The organism is Chryseobacterium sp. A321 (assembly GCF_054489265.1).
In genome coordinates this window covers 500,820-524,914 of sequence record NZ_JBTMWZ010000001.1, presented here as the reverse complement: position 1 = coordinate 524,914, position 24,095 = coordinate 500,820, and the positions used below count along the sequence as shown (strand labels likewise).

Sequence of the window (24,095 nt, the reverse complement as noted above, 5' to 3'; positions counted from 1 at the left end):
AAAGAAAATGTATAGTTTTTCACCAAAATTAAGATTAACTTCTATCATTCTTATCGTCGCAGGACTTGTCTTGTTCGCTGCGGGGTATTTTATTAACAAAAGCTATGACAGTGGAGTAGTCGAGCATATGATGGAGAATGTGCTTGCGGCAGGTCAAGATGCACCTACCCATTCAAGTGAGCTAGTAGGTCCACAAGATCACGAAGCCCACTTAGAACATGCAATGATGCAAGTGGCAAATCAGCCTTTAGCCTCGCTTCATTTGGTAGCAGTCTTGTTTTTTGCAGCCTCATGTTGTGCTTTGTTTTTCTATTCAATTCAGCACGTATCCCATGCAGGATGGTCCATTATTGTGACTCGTGTGATGGAAGCCGTGGCTTCTTTTATTCCATGGGTAGGAGCTTTTCTTGTTCTTATTATGATTCTTAATGTTTCGCATATTGGTCATTTGTTCCACTGGATGGATCCTTCATTGACCGATCCGACTTCTGCTCATTTTGATTCCATCTTATACGAAAAAAAGAAGTTTTTAAATGTGCCTTGGTACGCCATTAGAACCGTTCTTTATGTCGTTGTAGGAACTTTCTTTGCTTGGAAATTAAGAACCATGTCGAAAAAAGTAGACCAAACGAAATCAAGAACAGATTATCAAATGCTTTACCGTTGGAACGTAGGTTATATTGTTTTCTTTGGTTTTGCGTCTGTAGGTTGGGCTTGGGATTGGTTAATGTCTATTGACCCTCACTGGTATTCCACTATGTACGTATGGTATGCAATGGTAAGTGGTTTAGCCACTGCGATTGCGCTTATTATTCTTGTAAGTGTTTATCTTAAGAAAAAAGGATTTTTACCTGAATTCAACGATAACCATTTGCATGACTTAGGAAAATACCTCTTTGCTTCAAGTATGCTGTGGACCTATACATGGTTCTGTCAGTTTATGCTTTACTGGTATGCGAACGTACCAGAAGAAGTAAATTATTTCTTCGGTCGTTTTGAACACTATAAAGAAACGTTCTTTCCAATGCTAATTCTAAACTTCCTAGTGCCTTTATTGGTGCTTGTAGGATCAGGAATCAAAAGAAAGTATAAAGTAGTGACCGCTATTGCTGCTCTAGTGGTTGTAGGACACATCATGGATTATTTCAACATGGTAATGCCAGGTACGATAGGTCCTTATTGGAAGAATGCCGCTGTACTTCTTAGCGTTGTAGGAGCTGTTGTTTTCTTTGTTGGACTTTTCATCTTTGCTGTAATGAGTCAACTAGCAAAAATGAAATTGATTCCAGAAGGAAACCCTTTCGTACACGAATCCAAGATTTACGAGTACCCATTTTAATCGGAAATCATACTTAACATATTAATCCCGGCTTATTGCCGGGATTTTTTTATTTTTGTATAAAATACACTCTATGAAAAAAATATATTATCTTTTGATTTTCAGTTTGCTAGTGCTTTCAGGGTGCAAGAAGGAGTCCGTAGATGCCACGACAACGCAAAGTTTTCGTAGTAGCATTAACGACATGACTTCCAAACTCTCCACCTTGCAGCAAGTAAAGTTTAACGAAGCCCTGTATATTTTGAAGACCTTCGGTGTGGATGGCCAAAATGACATTCAAAAATTGGATGCCTTAGGAAAGAAGATTGACGGTTTAAAAGTTCCTGCGATCCTGGCCATGGCAGATCAAGTGGCAAAGGCCAATGACATAGCGTGGAGCAGTACCGGCCCTCCGTCCCTAGGAGAAATGAATATTTTTGGTTCGGTGGAACCCACTGAGTTTGATCCCAACGATATAAAAGCGAATGGACTTGAAATCACAACCATAGAGATTCAAAAAGACTCTGTTTTAGGTCCTAAGGCTCTTCAGGTAATTCCTCGTCTGGTAGACTCAAGTGGACGCCCAATAGAGTTTTCAGGAGCGGCTCTAGAAACGGTACTTGTGGTTTCAAGTGGAGGAAGTCGTTTAAGTACCTCGAAAAACCTTATGCTAGATAATGAGTTCAAAGGATTTACAATTCACTTTGGTTCTTTACCTAGTGAGAAAGTAGTTGGAAATAAGATTGATATTCAGATCACGGTGAAAACGACAAGCAATAGTTTTAAAATGGCAAAAGTGGGTGTATTAGTCAATCCAAATGCCTTAAGAGCGCCCGCTGTAGCAAGTACGGATGTAGATTCCCTTGGAGGCTCTTCCACTTTAGGTCAGGAGGGTACTCTTGGACAGAATGAGGTGGCAGTAGCCACGGGCGATCCCAAGACGACCGTCACTCGATTTTTGAACCAAGTGGGGACACAGAATTTAAGAGGGGCGTATGAAGTTTCGTCAAATCCAAATTGGGGTTCCTTTGAGTCGTTCTCTAATCCTAACACGGGATTTGGAGGATTCAAATCCATTCACGTGAAAAACATTTCGAGTGTATCCAATACAGGGAATAATGCCTCCGTAAATGCCACCTACGACGTGACGGACAAAGCCGGAAATACCACTGCACTGCAAGTGAGCTTTGGGCTTCGCCAAGTGGATGGACAATGGAAAATTAATAGTTACACGATTATACCTTAAAAATATGACCGGTTTAGAATTAAAAAAAGCCTTAGAGCAGACGATAGAAAATATACCTGATTTTCCGAAGAAGGGGATTCAGTTTAAGGACATTACACCAATCTTTTTGGATCCTAAGCTATACGAGGCAGTGATTGAGGAATTGGCTCAGTTTAGTAAGGGGAGAATCGACGCGGTATGTGGAATCGAAAGCCGAGGGTACTTGTTTGGAATTGCAATTGCTGTGAAGCTTGAAGTGCCATTTATCCTCATTCGCAAGAAAGGCAAACTTCCTCCGCCGTTTGTTTCAGAGAAGTACGAATTAGAATATGGATCCTCAGAGATTGAGATGCGTGAGGGGCAGCTTAAGCCAGGAATGAGAGTCTTAATTCATGATGACCTACTCGCTACAGGAGGAACTACTCGTGCAGCAGGCAGGCTCGTGGAGAAACAAGGAGCGACGGTATCCCAGTTCAGCTTTTTGATTAAATTAAAGGGTCTCGGTGCGGAGTATAAATTAGAATCTTTTCAGGCCGAACATCATTCTATACTGGAATATGATTAAATTGCAATAGGATGCTTTCGGTATAGAGCCGCTGCGCATTTTGAAGGAAATTATTATTTCTCATTAGAATTTTGTAAATCACTAGGAAACAATTAAATTTGCAGCTCACTAATTATATTATGGCAAATACAAAACGTACAAATAAGAAGAATACGGAAGGAAAGGAAACGGTTGAGTTTTTTAAAGACCTAGATCGTGAAGCATTGCAAACCGAACGCTTTTTAGAAAAGAATTCAAAAGTACTCTCCATTGTGTTTGGAGTGCTAGTTTTGGGAGTCTTAGGATACTTTGCATACCAACAGTTTGTCATTGTGCCAAAAAATGAAGAAGCAACGAAGAGTTATCTTTCTGCAATGGGCAATCTTGCTGAGGGGAAAACAGTGGAAGCCTTAGGAGGTAAGTCTGCTGCTAATCCAGGTTTTCTTGGAACCTATAAAAATTATGGGAACACCGACGCAGGTCGTTTAGCGGGATACAATGCAGGACTTCTAAAATTCAAAGAGGGGAAATTTCAAGAGGCGTACGATCTATTAGATCAGTTCTCTTCAGGGAATAAAGTACTCATGGCCCTTAAATATGGTGCCATGGCAGACGCGGCCTCTAATCTTAACAAAGCAGACGAATCACTTTCGCTTTTAGGAAAGGCAGCTAGCGCTTCTGATGACCCTTACACAACCTATTACTTTACAAGAAAAAAAGGAATCCTAGCTCTTGCGCTTAATAAAACGCAGGACGCAAAGACCGCATTTGAGACCATCGATAAAAAATATAAGGAATACGACAATGGATTGTCGGATGGCTATATTGAGATGGTGAAAAATAAATAAAAATACAACTTATGGCTACGGTAGATCTTTCGAATTACAAGCCACTCGCAATTTCAGATGCCGATGATTTTTCCATCGGCATCGTAGTTTCTGAGTGGAACGATTTTATTACTTTTCCGCTTCGTGACGGTGCAATTGAAGTGCTCACAAAAGAAGGAGTTCCCAAAGATAAGGTGGAGGTCTTTTATGTACCGGGAGCTTTCGAATTAACCTATGGAAGTATGCAACTTGCAAAGAGTGGAAAATACGATGCTATAATTGCCATTGGGTGCGTTATCCGAGGGGAAACCTCTCACTTCGACTATGTATGCTCTTCTGTTTCACAAGGCATTAAGGATTGTAATGTTCTAACGGATGTTCCTACTATATTTTGTGTACTCACTGACGATACAAAAGAGCAATCGATTGCTCGTAGTGGGGGAATTCATGGAAACAAAGGAATTGAATCGGGAGTGACTGCGTTAAAAATGATTGACTTTAATAGAAAGTTAAAGTAAAGAGACTAGAAAACGGAAAGTTGGAAGTTCGAACGGTATACGATTTGTAAGAATGTTCACAACGTAGAAAATTCAGGAGCATATACTTTAATTTTGTAAATTTAGTTTTCAAATGCACTCTGGTTTTAATTTAAAAGAAACATCATATGAAATGGACTCAAAATCGAAGTGGTAACGTAGAGGACCGTAGGGGCAGAGGTGTCGGAGGCGGCCTTTTGGGTGGAGGACTCGTTAGCTTAATTATCGCGGCTGTCGTTTTCTTTCTTGGAGGTGACCCTTCGGCTATTCTAGCGACGGGGGCGGGAAGTTCGTCCACGCAAACGGAACAACGTGAACTTACAGCGGAAGAAAAGAATGTCGGGGAGTTCATTGAAATGCTTACTGCTGAAAACGAACGAACTTGGAGTACGATATTTCAAGAAAATGGAATGCAATACCAGCCAGCGAAGGTGGTTTTGTTTACCGACGTGACCCAGTCAGGTTGTGGGACCGCTCAGGCCGCTATGGGACCGTTTTATTGCCCAGTCGATCAGGCCGTGTACATGGACCTTAGTTTCTTCAATGAATTAGAAAATCGATTTGGAGCAAAAGTAACGGAATTTTCAGTGGCTTATGTCCTTGCTCACGAGATGGGACATCACGTGCAGAATTTGTTAGGAACACTGGGAAAGACCGAAGAATTAAGAAGAAGTGGAAATTATTCACAGGCGGAGATGAACCGGGTTTCGGTTGCAACCGAACTTCAAGCCGATTTTTATGCGGGCTTATGGTCCAAGTATAGCAACCAACGAGAACAGTTTTTAGAACCCGGAGATATTGATGCGGCAATCAGTGCAGCAGAAGCCGTGGGTGATGACAATATCATGAATCGTTCCCAGGGCTATGTAAACCAAGAAAGCTTTACGCATGGTAGTTCCGCACAAAGAAAAGAGTGGTTTCTAAAAGGCTACAATTCAGGTGATATTAAACAAGGGAATACATTTGATCAACTGTTAAGATAACATTTTAGTTTCTTTTTTAGCTTCGATCCCTTTGTTAAAAGCAAGATTTAATTGCGTCTTTTATTTTAGATAGTATATTGGAGATTCGTTATGAAGAATATATGGGTGGTGGTTTTTGTTTTGTTTTGTGCCAGTGGATTCGCACAACAAAATGAGGCCTTTAAGGCGATTAAGTCCCAAGTGGACTATGAGCAGCAAATGCTTCAATACAAATACCAGATGGAGTATAAACGCGCTTCTTCGGAAGTGAAAGGTGTACTCGAAAACCAATGGAATTCTCTCATTGTGGAGTTCCAAGAGCATGTGAATACGGCCTATGTAGGCGCATTAATCCAAGTGAAAAATGAGGAAGATTTAGCGGAGTTGACCTCCTCATCTGCAAATAGTCAACTTTATTCCGCTCAGAACAGTCCGAAGAGACTGCTTCCCCCTACCTATTCAAACGGTATGCAAGGACTCCGCAAGGAAGTTACAAATCTCTTTTACTTTGACTCTGTAAAACCTCTAGCAGAGCCCTATCAGGCGCGAATTAGCTTTGTGGTGAACCCAAACGGGCGCATAAGTCGTGTCGAGGCGAAAGGTGAAGATCTTGGTCTTAACCGGCAAGCTCAAATCGCTTTTTATTTGCTTCCTGGACAGTTTGCTCCGGCACTTTTGGACAACCAACCTGTAGCTTACCGATTCGAATTACCCTTAATATTGAGCTTTTAACGAATGCAATCGAGCCGCCCTAACGAGAAGTGGATACTTCTTGTCCTACTAACTTTGATTTGGGGATCGTCCTTTATCTTAATCAAGAAATCACTTCTCTACTACACGCCCTATGAGATTGGAAGTTTACGCATTATCATCGCGTCTCTTCTCCTGCTTCCGTACGCATTATTGAATATGAAAAAGTTCCCTAAAAAGCACTTAAAATATTTGATCGTGGCTGCTGCATGTGGTAATTTTTTACCCATGTATCTATTTCCGATGGCAGAGACCCAAATTAGTAGCAGCATTGCTGGGATTATTAATTCTATGGTTCCCATCTTTGTCATCATTCTAGGGGGCTTGTTCTGGAGCACGAGTACCACACGAACTCAAATTCTGGGAACTCTGATTAGCTTTATAGGAGTAATTGTTCTCACATTAGGAGGCGCAGAATCAGGCGCTCTGAAAATAGTTCCTATTTTGCTTCTGCTTCTAGCCACTGTACTTTATGCGATCAACGGTTTAACCGTGAAAGCACATTTGGGAGACGTTGAACCCAAACTGCTTTCTGCCTATGTGTTTGGGATTGTTTTGTTTTTCCCTTCCTTGATATCATTGGGGTTTTCAGGTTTTTTCCAAGATTTTCACTCGACTCAGGAGAATTGGACAGGACTAATGTACGTGGGTCTTCTTGCGGTGTTTGGTACCGGACTCGCGATGATGCTAAACTATCGACTGCTCAGTGTATCTAGTGCTCTTTTTACCTCGACTGTGACTCTTCTTATGCCTATCGTAGCCATTGGGTGGGGTGTTCTTGACGGAGAGACCTTGAGTGTTTTTCAGCTAGTTGGAGCCCTTGTGATCATTGCAGGGCTACTGTTCTTACGTTCTGAACAAAAGAGCAAGCTAGAGAGCGTAAAAAAGTCCAGTCACGAAAAACGGCCCTCGTAAGAAAGGGCCGCTACTTTTATTTATAGGAATAATCCTATTTTTTCTTTGTTTTTACTTTTTTAACTACATCCTTAATGTAGGGATATCTTTTTTGCATATCAGGCACCAGAGAGGGATCGAGTACAATCGCGATCTCTAGAGCTTCCATTGCTCTGTCCTGCTGATCCAGATTGAAGAAACAGTTCGAAATTTGATAATATAATTCTGCATGCTGATGAAGGCTGATGGCCTTGGTCAAAACGCGAATCGCTTTGTCGTATTCCGAAAGTAGCATTAGTACTTCCGTGTAGGCGTACCAGTTGTAGAATTTATTGGGTTCTTTCTCTACCAAAAGTTCCAAACATTCTAAACTATCTTCAAACTGACCCGAATCGATGTATAAAAAGGCTAGTTTCTTTTGAAGGCTAAGATTCGTACCATTTAGAGCTGCGGCTTCGATTGCAAAATGAAGTGCTTCTTTTTTCGAGCCCATTTCCTCATAAAGTTCACTAAGTTCAATCATTGACATGTAGAACTGAGGGTCTTCAATAAGGGACTTTTGAAAATAAGTTAAAGCGTTCACATGGAACTTCTGCGCTTTGTAGCAAAGTCCAATTTTATAATAGGTATAGGCTTTCGTGTACTCAAGTTCGAGCATTTCTTCGTATACTTCAATTGCTTTTAGATAGTCTCCTAGTGCTTCGTAACAAGCCGCTTTGTTAGCGTATACCCCAATAGAGGAGCTGTTAATTGCAAGCAGGTAATCGAAGCCTTTAATCGCCTCGTGGTAGTTTTTTCGGTTGAAGTAAAATTGGCCGTACTCAAACCATGCGATTTCAGAGAAGGCAAATTCATCTAAATACTCGTTGATGAAAGAAGTGGCTTCCTCATACTTCTTTAATTCGACGAAGCATTGCATCGTATTTTCTAAAGAATAATCGTCAGTCGGGTCCGCTTTGAGTGCTTCGCGGTAATGCTTAAGGGCTTTTGAAGGATCTCCTAAATTCACAAATTCATCTGCAATAAAATTGTGAAGGAAATTCTCCTCTTCTCCTAAGGCAAGGGCAAGATTACAATACTCAATTGATTTTCGTGGGTTTCCTAGGTTGGAAAAGTACTTCGCACAACAAACCAAATAGTCTGTGTTTTCCATACAGGTGGCACGTAAATCGTCAATTATGGGACGAGCCTGCACATAGTTTTCTAGCTCCAGTAAGACTTCCAATTGCTTGGTTTTAATCTCAATGGAGTTGGGGTGAAGTTTGAGCGCAAAATTCACCGCTTTTTCAGCAAAGGAAATATCTCCTAGCTCAAGGTAGTAAACAATGATTTCGTCAAGTTCTTCCGTGTCGAAGTAAACTTGATCTTTGTTTTCTACCATTTCTTCGAACCGTTTGGCCAGTTCGTTTTCAAAAAATTCTTCCAATAGCTTTTCTCAAGTTATATCGATGTTGCAAATGTGGCTTCATAACTTCGATAGAACGTTTAAATTATACAAGGCTAAAATAGCAAATATCAGGCCTAAATTAGGGCTTTTATCTTCTCGATCATACGGTCTGCAAGTTCGTCTGCTTTCCTTTGGCTTGCCGCCTCAGTATAGATCCGAATGATGGGCTCTGTATTTGACTTGCGCAGGTGTGCCCAAGATTCTTCAAAATCAATTTTCACTCCGTCTATAGTGCTAATCTGCTCTCCCTCAAAGGCGTTTTCTACACGCTCGAGCAACTGATCTACGTTGATCTCTGGGGTGAGCTCCATTTTCTTTTTCCCCATAAAATAGGCGGGGTAAGAGGCGCGAAGTTCAGAGACTGAGATTTCTGATTCTGCAAGATGAGTTAAAAACAGGGCGGTTCCCACTAGGGAGTCCCGACCGTAATGCAACTCTGGGTAAATAATTCCGCCATTTCCTTCTCCTCCAATCACGGCGTTTTTCTCTTTCATTAGAGTGACCACGTTCACTTCCCCTACCGCGCTTGCAAAATAAGTAGATTGATGTCTGTGGGCGATATCGCGTAGTGCGCGACTTGAAGAAAGGTTTGATATCGCGGCACCTGGTTTGTGCTTAAGTAAGTAATCGGCGACCGCCACAAGAGTGTATTCTTCTCCAAACATCTCTCCCTTCTCGTCAATTATGGCGAGACGATCGACATCCGGATCGACAACGAGACCCAAATCTGCATTTTCGGTTTTCACGAGTTCGCAAATATCAGTAAGATGTTCTTTCAGCGGTTCTGGATTGTGAGGGAAATTGCCTGTGGGTTCACAATAGAGCGGTACGACCGTACAGCCTAATTGCTCTAAAAGCGGAACCATGGAGATTCCTCCTGTGGAGTTCACAGCATCCAATACGACTTTGAACTTTTTCTCTTTTATAAGTTGCTGATTGACCAGCGGTAAATCAAGGATTTTATCAATATGCAATTGAATGGCCCCTTCATAGGTCTCATATTTTCCAAGGTCATCGACCTCAGCGTAATCGAAAGCCTCATCCTGTGCAATTTGAAGAAGTTCTGTTCCATTTTCTCCGCTAATGAATTCTCCTTTTTCGTTCAGAAGTTTTAGAGCATTCCATTGCTTTGGATTGTGAGAAGCAGTGAGGATCATACCCCCGTCTGCTTTTAGTTCCGGAACCATCATTTCGACGGTGGGAGTTGTGGAAAGTCCTAAATCAATGACATCGATTCCAAGGCCTTGCAAAGTTGCACTCACAAGGGAGCTAACCATCGATCCTGAAATCCTTGCATCTCTCCCCACTACGATTTTAAGGTTTCGTTTTTGGTTTGAGTTTTGAAGCCAAGTTCCATAGGCAGAGGTGAATTTTACCACATCTAATGGGGTAAGGTTTTCATTTACAGGCCCTCCAATGGTGCCTCGAATTCCTGAAATACTTTTTATTAAGGACATATTGATTCCGTTTTATTCATGGGTTAACCTCTGCAAAATTAGTGAACTTTTTTGTTTTGGTCACTAGATGTTCCGTATTGCTTTGATGGATGGGCTACGAACAGCAACTGCTTTCGCAACCCGGTTTGTTTTTGTCTTTTTTAGACGAAAATTTACTTGCAAAAACCTTGTATAGTCGGTAGCATGCACCTAGTACTAAAACGGCAATAATTCCATATTGAATGAGTAATGAATAGTCCATTTTTCTTCTTTTATCGGGTTAACTTAAAAATTGATAAGCGGCCATTGCAGCAATATAGGCTAGCCCTGTCATGGCAATCACCTGGAGCAAGGTCCATTTCCAACTTTTTGTTTCTTGATACACTACTGCAATGGTTGAAACACACTGCATAGCAAAAGCATAATAGATAAGCACTGAAATTCCTGAGGCTAAGGTAAATACTTTTTCGCCATTTGGTTTTACATCATTACGCATTTTGTCTATAATTCGTTCGTCCGCTACGTCGTCATCGAGACTATAAAGCGTAGCCATTGTTCCCACAAATACTTCGCGAGCGGCAAAACTGGAGATAATGGATACTCCCATTTTCCAATCATAGCCTAAAGGTTCTACGACCGGTTCAATGACCCTACCCATTTTGGCAAGATAGGAATGATCCAAATGAACGTCCGTTTCGACGATTTTCCCTTCCGTTTGACTGGGTCCCATATAACTTAACGCCCAAAGAATGATACTTACAGCAAAAATTACTTTCCCAGCTCCGTTTATAAACTCCCAGACTTTAACACCGGTTAATTTCAAGTCGTATTTGAATTGAGGCATTTTGTAGGGGGGAAGATCCATAATCAAATAACTCTTCACGTTCTGTCTGATGATTTTCTTTAGTACAAAGGCAGACCCTAGGGCAGCCACAAAACCTAAAAGGTACATCGCAAGAAGAGCGACAGCTCGGTTACTGAATCCGAGTGCGTTTCCTTCTGGAATCACAATTGCTATAATGATACTGTAGACAGGGAGACGAGCTGCGCAGGTCATAAAAGGTGTTACAAGAATGGTGATCAGCCTCTCCTTGACATTCTCGATGTTTCGTGTGGATTTAATCGCAGGTATAGCGCAAGCAATCCCAGAAACAAGAGGAACTATACTTTTTCCATTGAGTCCAAAGGGACGTAAAAAACGGTCCATCAAAAAAACGACTCGGGCCATATACCCGGAATCTTCTAACAAGTATAAGAAGTACAGTAGGATTCCAATTTGAGGCGCAAAGATGATAATCCCTCCAATCCCTGGTAAAATCCCATTACTGAGCAAACTATTGAGGGGTCCTTCAGGCAAGACAGACGAGGTCCATTCTGCAAAAAGAACAAACAGTCCGTCTATCCAGTTCATCGGATATTCTGCCATATAGAACACCATTTGAAAGAGGAAAAGTAGGATGGCAAGAAAGAGCACGTATCCCCAGAACTTATGGACTAGAATTTTATCAAGTTTTTCCGTGAGAAGTTCTTTAAACTGCGGTTTTTTTGTAACCACTTCTTTCATAATGCCATCAATGGTCTGGTAACGACGAATCGTCTCTTGGGTTTGCAGTCTTTTTGGGACGATGCATTTCGCTTCGGTCTCATTTAGTTTTTCATGAACCGAATCTAGTTTTCCAAGGTATGTATCTGAAGACAAGAGAGTCCATACTTTGTACGGGTTTTTCTCTTCAGTCTGAGAAGCGATTTTATGAACGATTGCTTTTTGTTCAATGGGAATATTGAACTGAATGGAATTCGAACTTGTAAACTCGTTCTTATAGATGCTTTCTTTTATATCCTCAAGTCCAATCTTTTCTTTTGCATTGGTTTGTAATACCTTGACCTGAGTGATTTCTGCTAGTTTGTCAAAGTCGATGCGTATTCCACGTCGAAAGGCTTCGTCCAATTGGTTCACTACAAGTAGCACAGGCATTCCAAGATCCTGAATCTGTTGAAACAAAAGAAGACCTCTTTTCAGGTTCATCGCATCCATCATGTACACGATGCCGGAATACTGATGCTGTTCTTCAATTAAGTATTTAGAGAATATAGCTTCGTCCTCCGCCTCAGGATAGATGCTGTAGGCGCCTGGTAAATCTATGATTTCAACTTCTTCTCCCTTGTAGGAGTATCGCCCTGAATGACTCGCTACGGTAACCCCTGCATAATTACCTGTCTTTTGTTTTTTATTGCAAAGTGTATTAAATACAGTAGACTTTCCCACATTTGGGTTGCCCACTAGTAAAATTTGTTTGATGGGTTTTTTAGTTTGCATTACGATACTGTCTCTACAATGATAAATCTAGCTTCTTCCTGACGAAGTGCAATTCTACTTTTTTCTTCTCCAAATTCGATATACAGCGGACCGCTAAACGGAGCTTGGTACAGTATCTTGAATTGGGTGCTGGGCAGTAGTCCCATCTCAATTATTTTGGTTGGCATTTTCAAGGTGGCGTTGTCGTAATCTACTATGATTCCCAATTTGCTTTGGGGAAAACAACATAGCTTATTGGAGTCGTCTCTTTTCAATGGAATAGGGTTTTAAACAGATGCAAATATACGTTATTTACATTTAATCTAAATAAGGATTAGAACAATAGGGATTAAAACGAAATCGGAACCAATACGATTTGTATTAGTTCCGAATCACTATTTAATTAAAGGATATGAATCTATTTGGATGCTTTTTTTTGAGATATTTCAATCTGATTGTTATTCTCGTTCAAATGTTTTTTGAGCATTTCTTCTTGGTCTCTCATCATTTTTGCAATGGAAGTGCCGTCTGGCATTTTTGCGTCCGCAGGAATTTGAGAAAGGTGAGAACGGATGCTTCCGAAAGGATCTTTTTTGTATGCCTCATATAACTGATCGAACTTACTACGGCTCACGACCAAATCATTTCCTCTTCCTCCCATACTTTCTGTAAAGGTTTCTGCAAATGATTTTTCCTGGAAATCGGCTACGTTTTTGTTTCCTTTAAGTTCCCAAGAGTAATTGTTGTTCTCATCGCTTAGCTGCACGATTAATCCTGGAAGGCCATAGAATTTATAAGGTCCATCTTGAAAAGGGATGTCCGTGGAGAACCATGCGGTCCAGTTTCTACCTCCAAAGGTTGTGGTGGCTTTTTGCGTTTGGTATTCACCAATCGTTTTCTTTTCGTTCTGAATTTTCCAATCAAACTTTAGTGTTTCTTCGTAAGATACTTTGTCTTGAAGGATCTGATCGGTATACTTGAGACCCATGTCTGGATATGTTTTTGTAACCTTATAACTGAATTTAGGTTGTTTAAGCGTTTTGGAAAGATCTTTAAAGGTGCCTGATTTCTGCATCTGTTCCACTTCAATTTTTAGAATTGAATCTTGGGAAACCATTAAATAATCGCGGTACAAAGATTTTTCTGAGGTGATGTCTAAAATAGTCATTTCCTTTATTAAGGAGTCAGATTCCACACTCGGTTTGTAGGTCAATTCATAAAAGAAACGATTTGCACTGGTCTGCGCACTTAGTGAAAGCGTAAAGAAGAATAAACAAACGAAGACTATTTTTTTCATTGTTGAATTTTTATAATAAGTATTCGCTTATCGTGTTTTGTTACATCAGGAAACTGATCATTTGCTTCCTACTTATTTGAAAAGCTGCCAGAAACTAAGGTTCTAGCTGATACATTTCTTGAATAGACTCGTTTAGCACATGGTATAGTGTGCGCTGCTGTGGGGTTTGTAGCAAAGCTTCATGCATTTTAAGAACCCGAGTGTCGTTGCGAACTGCTGGGCCAGTTTGGGCGTTTTTAGGATCCAAATGGTTGATTTTTTCAAGGGTTTCTTGCATCAAAGGGACGAAGTATGCAAAAGGAAGGGATTGCGAGTCGGAAATTTCTTTTGCGCGGGCGTAAAGATGGTTAACGAAATTACAAGCGAACACTGCCGTTAAATGAATGTACTTACGTTTCTCGTAATCCGCTTTTTCGACAAATTGAGACAAGGACTTTGCAAGGTCTTCAAGGATCTCGAAATCGTGTACATTTTCTGTTTCAATAAAAATAGGCACCGTTTCGAAAGAGAGTTCCTTGGTTTTTGAAAAGGTTTGTAGTGGGTAAAAACAGGCCTTTCGATAGGGACCCACTAGACGATCCATAGGCATAGAGCCTGATGTGTGCGCTACAAGTGCATCAGGGTTCGTAATCCACTTTGAAACTTCTTCAATTGCCCGGTCACTTACACATATTAGATACAGATCCGCGGGGGCAAGTTCAGTTGTGGAGTAAGGTATTTTTGCACTTTCACCAATGGCCTCAAGTTCCTTTTGGTTGCGAGCGAAAATTTGAATTGCGGGTTTGTTTTGTTTTGAAAGCGCATGTGCAAAATGGTGTGCGACGTTTCCAGAGCCTATAATTACTATATCCATGATCCAAAGTTAGTTAATATTTCACTCTAGAAAGTGAGTTTTTTTGGGGAATTCCGCCGACAAGTCGGATTACTTGAAGATTATTTTTAACTTTAGACCTAATTTATAATCCAACCCACGAACGGAACTGATGAAGCTACAGGATCAGGAAATTATTGCGTTAATGACCAGCCCAAATGGTCAAGAAAAAGGACTTCGGGCATTGATGGACAATTATCAGAGTCGATTGTACTGGCACATAAGAAGGCTTGTGGTCGACCATGATTTGGCGCAAGATGTTCTACAAGACACTTTTATAAAGGTCTATGAGAATTTCCATCAGTTTAAACAAGAAAGTCAACTTTATACTTGGCTTTATAGAATTGCGACCAACCAGGCATTGCAGGAACTTAATAAAATGAAGCGCATGCAAAAATCGGATCACGATGCGGAGTATCATCTTCAAAATTTGGTAGCGCAAAATGCGGGACCCGATGCAGAAGATATACAAATTATCCTTCAACAAGCAATCCAGACGTTGCCAGAGAAGCAGAAGTTGGTCTTTACGTTAAGGTATTATGAAGAACTACCTTACGAAGAAATGAGCAAGATTTTGGATATGTCGGTAGGCACTTTAAAGACGAACTACCACTATGCAAAACAGAAAATTGAAGAGTATATCAAAGAAAATCACAAAGAGTAAGAAGTGAAGGGCGATTAGGCCAACCTTACTCCTATATAGAAACAGAGAACATGAACAATTTTAATTTAGAAGAATTGGAGCGCAAAGAAATCTACCAGGTTTCAGATTCCTTCTTTAAGGAAGTTCAAGACAAAGTGCTGCAAAATACAATCGAGTTAGAAGTGTCTAAAGAGAAGTCCCTTCCCACGAAAGGGAAAGTCATCCCACTTTCATTCAATTGGAGTTACGCGGCAGCGGCCCTAGTGGTTTTGCTTGGACTTGGCGTCATTCTAAAACTGAATTTAAACCCACAGGAGGAGAAGTTGCAAAGCCTGGTCACCACTAACAGTACGTCAGAGGTAAGCTCCACTGATGTAAAAGATCCCTCAAGTATAACCTTGGGAACCGATACCCAATCCATTGCACAGGTAGAAGAGAGTACTCTAGGAAGCCAATCTACTGAGTTAAGTAGAGGGGAAGAGTTAAGGACTGCGGTTCCGCAAAGATCCTCTACGAGGCCGACTGTAGTTTCCAAAACAGTTCGATCTGCTGCGATTGATCAAGTCGCTATGGAGCAAATTATCACCTCGCTTTCAAGCGCGGATTTAGCAGAGCTTTCAAGAGATGCAGAAATGGATGTATATCTTGACCTATATTAACAAATGACCCCTATGAAAAAAATAATTATTACTTCCCTACTCGCAGTCTTTGCGATAGGTTTGGTAAGTGCTCAAGAAAAATTGACGCAAGATTTCACAAACAAAAATACCCAAGAAAGAAAAGATATGATTCGCAAACTCTCTCCTGAGAAACGACGTGAACTTTATCGTAGTTTTCGAGAGGATGTACTCATTGAAGAGTTGAAAGTACAAAAGGAAAAACAGGCTGAATTTAAACGGGTTTATTCTGAATACCAAGAATCACAACGAAGAATTAAAGATCGTTTTGACAATGGATACAATCCGGATGCTTTGTCTGATTCAGAAGCAAAAATAAAACTGGAAGAAAGCTTTGATTACGGTCAAAAGCTAATTGAAAACCGTCGTGAGTATTCAAATAAAATGCAGCGTGTAATTCGACCTCAACAGGTTATCAAAATGTTTCGCGTAGAAGGACAAATGAGAGACCGTATGCTGAATCGTCGAATGGAAATAAGGGAGAACGCGAGTTCAAATCGTTCAGGGAATTCGAATTCAGCAAACTTTCAAAGTGAAAGTTCCTCTCGTCGTGGAGAAGCTCAATCCAGAAGTCTATCTAACGATCGGTAAATAAGAGTTGCCTTCGTGTTTTTGCACTATTCGACCCCTGCACAAAGTGTAGGGGTCGTTTCTTGACTGTAATTTTTCTCTTTGTAAAGTTTCGCGTGTGAGAAGAAAAACTGAAAGGTAATCAATTAAAAATCTTAAATTTGCACACTACTGAATGAATTAAATGAAGAACATTAGAAACTTTTGTATTATCGCCCATATTGACCATGGAAAATCGACTCTTGCAGACCGGCTGTTAGAATACACTGGGACCGTGACCCAAAGAGAGTTGCAGACGCAGACCTTGGACGATATGGATTTAGAAAGAGAGCGTGGTATCACCATTAAGTCACATGCAATCCAGATGGATTATGAGTTCGAAGGCGAGCGCTATATTTTAAATTTAATTGATACACCCGGACACGTCGATTTTTCGTACGAAGTTTCACGGTCCATTGCTGCTTGTGAGGGGGCACTTCTTATAGTAGATGCGGCGCAAAGTATTCAAGCGCAAACGATTTCTAATCTCTATCTCGCTTTAGAAAATGATTTGGAAATCATTCCTATACTAAACAAAATTGATTTGCCTTCTGCCAACCCAGAAGAAGTTACAGACGAAATTGTAACACTTCTTGGTTGTGAACCGAGCGATGTTTTACGAGTTTCAGGGAAAACAGGAGAAGGGGTTCGTGAACTATTAGAGCAAATTGTCAAGAGGATTTCTCCGCCAAAAGGAGATCCAGAGGCCCCATTGCAGGCGCTGATTTTTGACTCTGTCTATAATCCTTTCCGTGGTATTGAAGCTTATTTTAAAGTAGTAAATGGATCGATTAAGAAAGGCCAAAAAGTGAAATTCATGGCCACAGGGAAAACCTATGACGCCGACGAGGTGGGTACACTAAAACTTAAGCAAGCGGCCAAGACCGAAATAAAAACAGGAGACGTAGGGTATTTAATTTCCGGTATTAAAGATGCAAGAGAAGTTAAAGTAGGAGATACGGTAACTTCTGCGGACAACCCCGCAGCAAATTCAATCGAAGGGTTTGAGGAGGTGAAACCTATGGTGTTTGCTGGAATCTATCCAATTGAATCGGAGGACTTTGAAGAGCTTCGTAGCTCACTTGAAAAACTTCGCCTAAACGATGCCTCTTTAGTTTTTGAAGCAGAAAGTTCCGCTGCGTTAGGTTTTGGATTCCGATGTGGATTCCTAGGAATGCTGCACATGGAGATTGTACAAGAACGACTGGATCGGGAATTTGACATGAATGTGATTACAACCGTTCCCAACGTATCTTACCATGGGTATTCAAAGAAAGATCCCGAAGTTGCTATTTTAATAAACAACCCTTCGGAGATGGTGGATCCCAATTTATTCGATCGAGTTGAAGAGCCGTACATCAAAGCTTCGATCATTACCAAATCAGATTATGTTGGAGCTGTAATGACCTTGTGTATTGAAAAAAGAGGAGAAATTGTAAATCAAAGCTATCTTACAGCAGACCGAGTGGAACTGGTGTTTAATATGCCGTTGTCAGAAGTCGTCTTTGATTTTTATGACCGTTTGAAATCGGTATCGAAGGGATATGCCTCTTTTGATTACCACCCGATTGGATTTAGAGCCTCCAAGCTTGTAAAGATGGATATTCTAATTAACGGGGATATGGTGGACGCACTATCGTCTCTAATTCACGAAAGCAATGCTTATTACATTGGTAAAAAGATGTGTGAGAAGCTGCGTGAGTTGATTCCAAGACAGCAATTTGACATTGCCGTTCAAGCGGCCCTTGGAACCAAAGTAATTGCAAGAGAAACGATTAAAGCTCTTAGAAAAGACGTAACAGCAAAATGTTATGGGGGGGATATATCTAGAAAAAGAAAACTATTAGAAAAGCAAAAAGAGGGAAAGAAAAAGATGAAACAAATCGGACGTGTGGAGGTTCCTCAATCTGCGTTTATGGCCGTGCTCAAATTGAATGATTAGAGTTCTAGCAATGTAAAAAAAAGCAAGCTGCCTAATTTAGGCAGCTTGCTTTTTTTAGTGAGGGATTCCTTTTCGAAGGGCGCGGTTCGCATTGGATACCGCCTTTTTTTCTTTCCAGTCCATGTAGCGACTTTTGTACCTTTTTTTAAGGTAATTGTCAATTGTTCTTTGCACAGTTAAGTTCCAAAGTGAGTGAGCTTTAATTGCCCATGACTTGTCCCACGCACGAAGTGAAATAGAAAAACTTCCGTCGAGGTATTTCATCCAATGCCAGTATCCCGTCGGCATGAATAGGGTGTCGCCGTGCTCTAAAAAACATTCCACTCCTTCCACTCCGTCGAGTGCTGGGAATTTCTCAAAGTCTGGTTTTTCAATTTTATAATCTTCGAGGGCATAGGTTGCCATTGGTAGGGAGTAGAGTCTTTTTTTCCATTTGTAGTCAAAAAGGAGCACATGCTTTCTGCCTCCAAAATGCGTATGAAAGATGTGGGCCATGTCAATGTCGTAATGCAAAAAGGTCTCTGATCCTTTGCCTCCAAAGAACATATTTGGGTAGCTGTCTAAAAACCCACCCATCAATTCTTTTGGTGCGCGGTAGTCTTCTAGAATCTTGGGCGCATGTTTGATTGGGTCAAATAGGAACAGTCGAAGGTCTGTAGGTTCCTTTTTGATTAGATCAATATAGTCTGAAAATTTCATGTTTGCTGCAGAAGCATTAATAGGAGCGCTCGGATCTGCTTTTGCAGAATCGTAAAGTGGAACTTCCACATCTCCTACCATTTCTTTCATGTATTCCAAATTCCATTTCTGGAATGCGGGCCATTTGTGAGCCAGATTTTTTAGAATAACCGGCTTTTTAGGCTTTAAATAATGGGTGTAGAAATCTTCTTTTGAAATATCCTCCACCACGTCTATTGGTTTTAATATAAGACCCATCTTAAAAAATTAAAGCACAAAATTATTAAAATTGAAGATATGAAAGTTCATTTTAAGTTACAATTGCTTAATATTATCAATATAGGCCTCTAGTACTGTAACATTTGAGAACTCGTGTGGACTAATGTAATTAAATATACTATCATTATGAAGACAGTTTTCGCCTTTGTTTTTGTTTTTGGATTTTCGATTCTTGGAATGGCTCAAAACACCCTTACAGGTAAGGTGACCGATGAGGATGGAGGTGCAGTGCCTAGTGCATCCGTAACGGTCGAAGAGCCTGGAAAAGATGCCATTATTGCGTATGCGATTTCAAATTCGAAAGGCGAGTACAAAGTGAATTTTACCTCCAGTGCCTCCCAAGTGAACGTGAAAGTAAAAGCGTTTAACCAAAAGGCATTTTCACGTTTGGTGAAAAATGAATCTCAAACTTTAAACATTAGTCTTCAGAGTGAGGCGACAGAGATCAAAGAAGTAAAGCTAAAAACAAGATTGATTACCAAGCGAGGCGACACGATTTCTTATGATTTGAAAAATTTCGACAGCCAAGCCGACCGTACCTTAGCGGATGTACTTAAGAAGATTCCTGGAATTGAAGTGAATTCAAGCGGTGCAATCTTATACCAAGGAGAAGCCATTAATAAATTCTATGTCAATGGGAAAGATTTGATGGAAGGTGGATACGGCTCTGTGGTCAATGCTCTCCCAAAAGATGCGGTGCAAAAGATGGAAGTTCTTGAGAATCACCAACCCGTAAAAATCCTGCAAGATAAATTGCCAAGCGAAAGCGCTGCGATCAATATTAAGCTCAAAAACAAAGTGACCATGACGGGTCGTGGAGAAGTAGGTGTGGGTCTTTCGCCCTTTCTGTGGAATGTAAAGCTGACTCCAATGTTTTTCGGACAGAAGAACCAGTGGGTTGTCAACTACAAAACGAACAACACGGGAGAGTCCGTGGAAAACGAACGAAATATTCTCGCATTTGGAAGCCGTTGGGAAGGAAGACGAAACCAAGCCTCTCAAAGGAATTGGATAAGCGTCGATAGAGCCTCTGTACCCAATGTACCTGAAAAACGCTACCTATTAAATAATGTCCATTATTTTTCTGCCAACTTACTCACCAGTCCTTTTAAGAACAAAGATTGGGAACTTAAGGTGAATGCTAACTATGCAAACAATTCGATTGAAAGAGCCTCCAGTGTCGAAACGGTGTACGAGCCTTCTGAATTTTTCCCTGAAGGTGCAAAATCGAGTACGAACTTAACCAACAATTTCTACAGCAATGAGGCCAAAGGAGAAGTGATTATTACAAAGAACGCCAAAAAAGGCTTTTTCAAGAACACGACGACTTGGAATGGCTTCTGGAACGACGATAAGGGCAGTTCCCGAATCGTGGATTCCAGAACAGGGACGATCGGAATGGATGAATCCATGAACTCCCCAAGTGGAATGATTCAAAACTCTCTTAGCACCATCATTCCTTTCAAAGAAAAAATGATTAACCTTCAGAGTTATATCAGTTATCAAAAGGACAATCAGAAACTTTCTACTGTGTATGATAACTTCCACGATTTTGATGATTTCTTTGGTCGTAATTATGCCAGACTTGATCAAAACATAGACCTCAGTACGCTCAATGCGAATCATTCTGCATCGGTCGGATTTAGCATTAAGAATTTAACCATTACGCCAGAAGCAGGTCTTAATCTATCGTTTAATACGATGGAGTCTCAATTGTTTGGAGAAGGCAGCATGCTTGATACCGATTATCAGAATGACATGAAGTGGAATGAGATTAATCCTTACACTCAAGTGGGCTTAAACTATAAAAAAGGAGGACTGAACCTAAGTTTAACCCTACCGGTTAACTTCTACGGGATGGATTATAAAGACAACCGTACGGGAGAAAGTAGAGAAATCAGCAAAACCGTTTTTGAACCTAGCTTTTGGGGAAGTTATGACTTTGCTTCGTTCTGGAAAATTTGGGCCTTTGCAAATGTTAACTACAACTATGGTAATTTTGGTTCCTTATACACAGGGAATATTTTGACTTCTCCACGTAACATCGGAAACAATGATAATCTGTTGCCAGAGAATCGCAGTATTAATTTTTCACCAAGACTTGAATACCGTAATCCGCTAAACAATTTGTTTTTCAATATTCGCTATAGCTACAACGAGAATGAGAGCAACCTTATTGCAAAAACCACCATTTTCTCGTCAGGAGCGAACATTAGTGAACTTGCCTATTTCGATAATACAACGACCTCGCAAACAGAAAGTGCAGAGATTGGAAAATATTTCCCTGGAATCAAAACCAATTTGTCTTTGAATGCTTCCAATCGAGATTCAAACAATTACAGTATGCTTGTGAACAATCAGACGGGGAATACCGATATGATTGAAACCAAAGTGAATCGTCAAGCGGCGGGATTGAAATTAAACAATGCCATGTTTTCATGGATGAGTGTAGATTATATCATTTCCATGAATTGGAATAAAAATAAAAACGTATTTTACGAGTCAGAGACCAAAACTTCGGGATGGAATCATAGCCTTGCGGCATACTTCTACCCACTAGAGAACCATACCATTGGATTCTATTGGGATGATCTAACCACCGCGCAAATGGATGAGAGTTTCCGAAATTCGTTTTATGATGTGAGTTACCAATATACTTGGGCTAAGAAAAAAATTGACTTTGAACTTAAGTGGTTAAACATCGCAGATAAAAAGGTATACGAAACGATTTCTTACAACCCGAGCTTGATGTCTACAACCCGAAGTGCGATGGAAATTAGACCGAGTCAATTTCTTTTCACTGTAAAATTTAATTTTAAATAAAATTAGTATGAAATTATTTTCTCTGGTCTTTGTTTTATTTTCCCTGCTTCTAGGAGCGCAGTCACGTGCTTTATATGAATATAAATTTGCAAGTGATTCGACGAAACAAGATAGTATTCAGTCGGAATGGATGTATTTGGACATAAATAAAAATGGATCTAAATACTTCAGTAAGCAAACTTTTGAAAGCGATTCCATTTCCTATGCTTCTTTAAAGAAGCAGATTGAATCGGGTTCGAAAAGCATTAACATTGAAAAGAAAAACCCAGGGAAAGTGGATTACGAAGTAGAAAAGACCTATCCCGATTACCAAGTTTTTCTGAACACTGCCGTTGGGAGCGATCATTATCGTGTACCTGAAGATCGTGAGATGAAATGGGAGATTCTTCCTGAAAAAATGCAAATTGGAGAGTTTCTAGCCCAAAAAGCGACCACTCATTTTGCCGGAAGAGATTGGACCGCGTGGTTTACCATGGAAGTTCCGATTCAAGACGGACCTTATAAGTTCCATGGACTGCCAGGCCTTATTGTAAAAGTAGAGGATTTAAGCGGGTCTCACTTAATGGAATTGAAAGCATTTCAAAAACAAAATACGGATTCTGCACTAGGAGATATGGAGCTACCCAACGGAAGATCCATTCCATTTATCTCAAAAAAGAAACTTGACATCACTCGCACGCAGTACATAAAGCAGCTTCAAGCCTATCAAAAGGATCCCGTAAAAGGGATGCGTGAAATGCTTAGTCGTCCCAACACGACGGTTTCCGTAAGTTTCAACGGTTCCGCCACGAGCAATCCTAGTGAAATATTGCGAAGCATGGAAAAGAATGCGCGGGATAAAATGAAAGCCAATAACAATCCTATTGAATTAATTCCGTAGTGCAGTGGGGTTCGTAATTAATATTAATTATTTTTGTATCCTATTTAGCTAATCAAAGTAAATGTCCTATAAATACCAATTAAAACAAATAAAAGCTTTCGTGTTCGACGTGGACGGGGTTTTTACCGATGGAAGTGTTTTCTTGATGCCTGGTGGGCATCAATCCCGAGTCATGAATGTTTTAGACGGGTATGCGGTGATTAGGGCCTTGAAATTAGGATATAAAATAGGGGTCATTACTGGTGGGGACGATCCGATGGTAAGGCACCGTCTGAATTATTTGGGTATTACCGATTATTTCCCCAAATCTTCGAATAAATTAAATGATTTAGAGGTCTTTAAAAACAGGTATGATTTAGAGGATAGCCAGCTTTTAATGATGGGCGATGACATACCCGATCTATCAATTCTTCGAAAAGTGGCACTTGCCACCTGTCCTATCAATGCGGTTCCTGAGGTGAAGGCCATTTGTCAGTACATATCCCCTATCCAAGGAGGCAAAGGAGCGGTCAGAGATGTGATCGAACAAGTCCTTAAATCGAATTCTCAGTGGATTGAAGACGACACGCAATCGCGCTAACTTATGAGAAACTTATTATTAGGCTCCCAATCGCCAAGGCGAAGTGAGCTTCTTGCTGCTTTGGGTTTTGAATTCCAAACGGTTCGCATTGAATGCGAAGAAACGTATCCTCAAAACCTGGAGGTTTCAAAAATTGCGGAGTACCTCGCGATTGAGAAAAGCAAACATTTTTCTGAATTAAAATCCTCGGAGTTACTGCTTACTTGCGATACCATTGTGGCTCTAGGACAGCAGGTTTTAGGAAAGCCGAAGGATGCCACTCAGGCTATGGAAATGCTTTTGAAACTCTCTGATAAGACGCACACGGTGTATACGGGTGTTTGTTTACGAACGCTCGAAGAAACGCTTAGTTTTACGCAAAGTGCCCAAGTGGAATTTGAAGCCTTAGCTACTTCCGAGATTGATTTTTACATCGCAAATTTCAAGCCTTTTGACAAGGCGGGAAGTTATGGTATTCAAGAATGGATCGGAATGGCCAAAATCAAAAGCTTGACAGGAAGCTTCTACACCATTATGGGATTGCCCACCCACCGCGTATACCAAGAATTGGTATCGCAGGGGCTGAGTCCTAAATTCTAATT

At 40.6% G+C, this 24,095-nt stretch carries 23 protein-coding genes; 16 read left to right on the top strand and 7 right to left on the bottom strand.

Going from position 1 to position 24,095, the window contains the following annotated elements; genetic code table 11:
• Positions 1–7: 7 nt before the first annotated feature.
• The 8 genes from ACX3PZ_RS02530 to ACX3PZ_RS02495 all read left to right on the top strand — a co-directional run bounded on the left by ACX3PZ_RS02530 (position 8) and on the right by ACX3PZ_RS02495 (position 7,077).
• Positions 8–1,339, top strand: coding sequence for a quinol:cytochrome C oxidoreductase (locus tag ACX3PZ_RS02530; RefSeq protein ID WP_459082797.1), 1,332 nt, complete (start codon positions 8–10; stop codon positions 1,337–1,339).
• A 73-nt stretch (positions 1,340–1,412) separates the two neighbouring features.
• A complete protein-coding gene (locus tag ACX3PZ_RS02525) occupies positions 1,413–2,564 on the top strand; it encodes a hypothetical protein (protein WP_459111932.1) in 1,152 nt (383 codons plus the stop codon).
• Positions 2,565–2,568: 4 nt separating this feature from the next.
• Positions 2,569–3,108, top strand: a complete 540-nt coding sequence (locus ACX3PZ_RS02520; protein ID WP_459111931.1) for an adenine phosphoribosyltransferase — start codon at positions 2,569–2,571, stop codon at positions 3,106–3,108.
• A 119-nt stretch (positions 3,109–3,227) separates the two neighbouring features.
• Positions 3,228–3,935 carry a tetratricopeptide repeat protein gene (locus tag ACX3PZ_RS02515; RefSeq protein ID WP_459082791.1) on the top strand — a complete coding sequence of 236 codons (708 nt, stop codon included), beginning with the start codon at positions 3,228–3,230 and terminating at the stop codon, positions 3,933–3,935.
• Positions 3,936–3,946: 11 nt separating this feature from the next.
• Positions 3,947–4,432 (top strand): 6,7-dimethyl-8-ribityllumazine synthase, encoded by a 486-nt coding sequence (gene ribH / locus ACX3PZ_RS02510; protein WP_459111930.1) that lies wholly within the window; start codon positions 3,947–3,949, stop codon positions 4,430–4,432.
• A 146-nt stretch (positions 4,433–4,578) separates the two neighbouring features.
• Positions 4,579–5,433, top strand: a complete 855-nt coding sequence (gene ypfJ, locus ACX3PZ_RS02505; RefSeq protein WP_459082787.1) for a KPN_02809 family neutral zinc metallopeptidase — start codon at positions 4,579–4,581, stop codon at positions 5,431–5,433.
• A 90-nt stretch (positions 5,434–5,523) separates the two neighbouring features.
• The gene (locus tag ACX3PZ_RS02500; protein ID WP_459111929.1) at positions 5,524–6,144 is read left to right on the top strand and encodes an energy transducer TonB; all 621 of its coding nucleotides are present in this window, start codon (positions 5,524–5,526) and stop codon (positions 6,142–6,144) included.
• Between the two features lie 3 nt (positions 6,145–6,147).
• Positions 6,148–7,077, top strand: coding sequence for a DMT family transporter (locus tag ACX3PZ_RS02495; protein ID WP_459111928.1), 930 nt, complete (start codon positions 6,148–6,150; stop codon positions 7,075–7,077).
• Between the two features lie 34 nt (positions 7,078–7,111).
• On the opposite strand, the gene ACX3PZ_RS02490 is transcribed toward ACX3PZ_RS02495, so the two are convergent.
• From ACX3PZ_RS02490 to ACX3PZ_RS02465, 6 genes are all read right to left on the bottom strand, one after another.
• Positions 7,112–8,482, bottom strand: coding sequence for a tetratricopeptide repeat protein (locus ACX3PZ_RS02490; protein WP_459082781.1), 1,371 nt, complete (start codon positions 8,480–8,482; stop codon positions 7,112–7,114).
• A 95-nt stretch (positions 8,483–8,577) separates the two neighbouring features.
• On the bottom strand, positions 8,578–9,960 hold the full coding sequence (gene glmM, locus ACX3PZ_RS02485) for a phosphoglucosamine mutase (RefSeq protein WP_459111927.1): 1,383 nt from the start codon (positions 9,958–9,960) through the stop codon (positions 8,578–8,580).
• A 259-nt stretch (positions 9,961–10,219) separates the two neighbouring features.
• Complete coding sequence (gene feoB, locus ACX3PZ_RS02480) at positions 10,220–12,256, bottom strand: ferrous iron transport protein B (protein WP_459082777.1); 2,037 nt, start codon at positions 12,254–12,256, stop codon at positions 10,220–10,222.
• Positions 12,256–12,510, bottom strand: a complete 255-nt coding sequence (locus tag ACX3PZ_RS02475; protein WP_459082775.1) for a FeoA family protein — start codon at positions 12,508–12,510, stop codon at positions 12,256–12,258. The genes feoB and ACX3PZ_RS02475 overlap by 1 nt, the downstream gene beginning before the upstream one ends.
• Positions 12,511–12,653: 143 nt before the next feature.
• A complete protein-coding gene (locus ACX3PZ_RS02470) occupies positions 12,654–13,532 on the bottom strand; it encodes a GLPGLI family protein (RefSeq protein ID WP_459082773.1) in 879 nt (292 codons plus the stop codon).
• A gap of 94 nt (positions 13,533–13,626) precedes the next feature.
• Complete coding sequence (locus ACX3PZ_RS02465) at positions 13,627–14,385, bottom strand: Rossmann-like and DUF2520 domain-containing protein (protein ID WP_459111926.1); 759 nt, start codon at positions 14,383–14,385, stop codon at positions 13,627–13,629.
• A 130-nt stretch (positions 14,386–14,515) separates the two neighbouring features.
• Between ACX3PZ_RS02465 and ACX3PZ_RS02460 the strand changes: the two genes are divergently transcribed.
• From ACX3PZ_RS02460 to lepA, 4 genes are all read left to right on the top strand, one after another.
• Complete coding sequence (locus ACX3PZ_RS02460) at positions 14,516–15,067, top strand: RNA polymerase sigma factor (RefSeq protein WP_459111925.1); 552 nt, start codon at positions 14,516–14,518, stop codon at positions 15,065–15,067.
• A 50-nt stretch (positions 15,068–15,117) separates the two neighbouring features.
• Positions 15,118–15,705 (top strand): hypothetical protein, encoded by a 588-nt coding sequence (locus ACX3PZ_RS02455; protein ID WP_459111924.1) that lies wholly within the window; start codon positions 15,118–15,120, stop codon positions 15,703–15,705.
• A 12-nt stretch (positions 15,706–15,717) separates the two neighbouring features.
• Complete coding sequence (locus tag ACX3PZ_RS02450) at positions 15,718–16,314, top strand: hypothetical protein (protein WP_459111923.1); 597 nt, start codon at positions 15,718–15,720, stop codon at positions 16,312–16,314.
• A 163-nt stretch (positions 16,315–16,477) separates the two neighbouring features.
• On the top strand, positions 16,478–18,274 hold the full coding sequence (lepA, locus tag ACX3PZ_RS02445; RefSeq protein ID WP_459082763.1) for a translation elongation factor 4: 1,797 nt from the start codon (positions 16,478–16,480) through the stop codon (positions 18,272–18,274).
• Positions 18,275–18,328: 54 nt separating this feature from the next.
• Here lepA and ACX3PZ_RS02440 read toward each other — a convergent pair whose 3' ends face one another.
• Positions 18,329–19,210 (bottom strand): cupin-like domain-containing protein, encoded by an 882-nt coding sequence (locus ACX3PZ_RS02440; protein WP_459082761.1) that lies wholly within the window; start codon positions 19,208–19,210, stop codon positions 18,329–18,331.
• Between the two features lie 147 nt (positions 19,211–19,357).
• Between ACX3PZ_RS02440 and ACX3PZ_RS02435 the strand changes: the two genes are divergently transcribed.
• From ACX3PZ_RS02435 to ACX3PZ_RS02420, 4 genes are all read left to right on the top strand, one after another.
• Positions 19,358–22,054, top strand: a complete 2,697-nt coding sequence (locus tag ACX3PZ_RS02435; RefSeq protein WP_459111922.1) for a TonB-dependent receptor — start codon at positions 19,358–19,360, stop codon at positions 22,052–22,054.
• A gap of 7 nt (positions 22,055–22,061) precedes the next feature.
• Entirely contained in the window at positions 22,062–22,934 is an 873-nt protein-coding gene (locus tag ACX3PZ_RS02430) for a GLPGLI family protein (protein ID WP_459082757.1), read from the top strand.
• A 61-nt stretch (positions 22,935–22,995) separates the two neighbouring features.
• Positions 22,996–23,514 (top strand): KdsC family phosphatase, encoded by a 519-nt coding sequence (locus ACX3PZ_RS02425; RefSeq protein WP_459111921.1) that lies wholly within the window; start codon positions 22,996–22,998, stop codon positions 23,512–23,514.
• A gap of 3 nt (positions 23,515–23,517) precedes the next feature.
• On the top strand, positions 23,518–24,093 hold the full coding sequence (locus tag ACX3PZ_RS02420; RefSeq protein WP_459111920.1) for a Maf family protein: 576 nt from the start codon (positions 23,518–23,520) through the stop codon (positions 24,091–24,093).
• The last annotated feature ends 2 nt before the right edge of the window (positions 24,094–24,095 follow it).

Coding starts and splice junctions, on each gene's coding strand:
- ACX3PZ_RS02530 (WP_459082797.1), top strand. CDS start 8: ATGTATAGTTTTTCACCAAAATTAAGATTAACTTCTATCATTCTTATC.
- ACX3PZ_RS02525 (WP_459111932.1), top strand. CDS start 1,413: ATGAAAAAAATATATTATCTTTTGATTTTCAGTTTGCTAGTGCTTTCA.
- ACX3PZ_RS02520 (WP_459111931.1), top strand. CDS start 2,569: ATGACCGGTTTAGAATTAAAAAAAGCCTTAGAGCAGACGATAGAAAAT.
- ACX3PZ_RS02515 (WP_459082791.1), top strand. CDS start 3,228: ATGGCAAATACAAAACGTACAAATAAGAAGAATACGGAAGGAAAGGAA.
- ribH (WP_459111930.1), top strand. CDS start 3,947: ATGGCTACGGTAGATCTTTCGAATTACAAGCCACTCGCAATTTCAGAT.
- ypfJ (WP_459082787.1), top strand. CDS start 4,579: ATGAAATGGACTCAAAATCGAAGTGGTAACGTAGAGGACCGTAGGGGC.
- ACX3PZ_RS02500 (WP_459111929.1), top strand. CDS start 5,524: ATGAAGAATATATGGGTGGTGGTTTTTGTTTTGTTTTGTGCCAGTGGA.
- ACX3PZ_RS02495 (WP_459111928.1), top strand. CDS start 6,148: ATGCAATCGAGCCGCCCTAACGAGAAGTGGATACTTCTTGTCCTACTA.
- glmM (WP_459111927.1), bottom strand. CDS start 9,960: ATGTCCTTAATAAAAAGTATTTCAGGAATTCGAGGCACCATTGGAGGG.
- feoB (WP_459082777.1), bottom strand. CDS start 12,256: ATGCAAACTAAAAAACCCATCAAACAAATTTTACTAGTGGGCAACCCA.
- ACX3PZ_RS02470 (WP_459082773.1), bottom strand. CDS start 13,532: ATGAAAAAAATAGTCTTCGTTTGTTTATTCTTCTTTACGCTTTCACTA.
- ACX3PZ_RS02465 (WP_459111926.1), bottom strand. CDS start 14,385: ATGGATATAGTAATTATAGGCTCTGGAAACGTCGCACACCATTTTGCA.
- ACX3PZ_RS02460 (WP_459111925.1), top strand. CDS start 14,516: ATGAAGCTACAGGATCAGGAAATTATTGCGTTAATGACCAGCCCAAAT.
- ACX3PZ_RS02455 (WP_459111924.1), top strand. CDS start 15,118: ATGAACAATTTTAATTTAGAAGAATTGGAGCGCAAAGAAATCTACCAG.
- ACX3PZ_RS02450 (WP_459111923.1), top strand. CDS start 15,718: ATGAAAAAAATAATTATTACTTCCCTACTCGCAGTCTTTGCGATAGGT.
- lepA (WP_459082763.1), top strand. CDS start 16,478: ATGAAGAACATTAGAAACTTTTGTATTATCGCCCATATTGACCATGGA.
- ACX3PZ_RS02440 (WP_459082761.1), bottom strand. CDS start 19,210: ATGGGTCTTATATTAAAACCAATAGACGTGGTGGAGGATATTTCAAAA.
- ACX3PZ_RS02435 (WP_459111922.1), top strand. CDS start 19,358: ATGAAGACAGTTTTCGCCTTTGTTTTTGTTTTTGGATTTTCGATTCTT.
- ACX3PZ_RS02430 (WP_459082757.1), top strand. CDS start 22,062: ATGAAATTATTTTCTCTGGTCTTTGTTTTATTTTCCCTGCTTCTAGGA.
- ACX3PZ_RS02425 (WP_459111921.1), top strand. CDS start 22,996: ATGTCCTATAAATACCAATTAAAACAAATAAAAGCTTTCGTGTTCGAC.
- ACX3PZ_RS02420 (WP_459111920.1), top strand. CDS start 23,518: ATGAGAAACTTATTATTAGGCTCCCAATCGCCAAGGCGAAGTGAGCTT.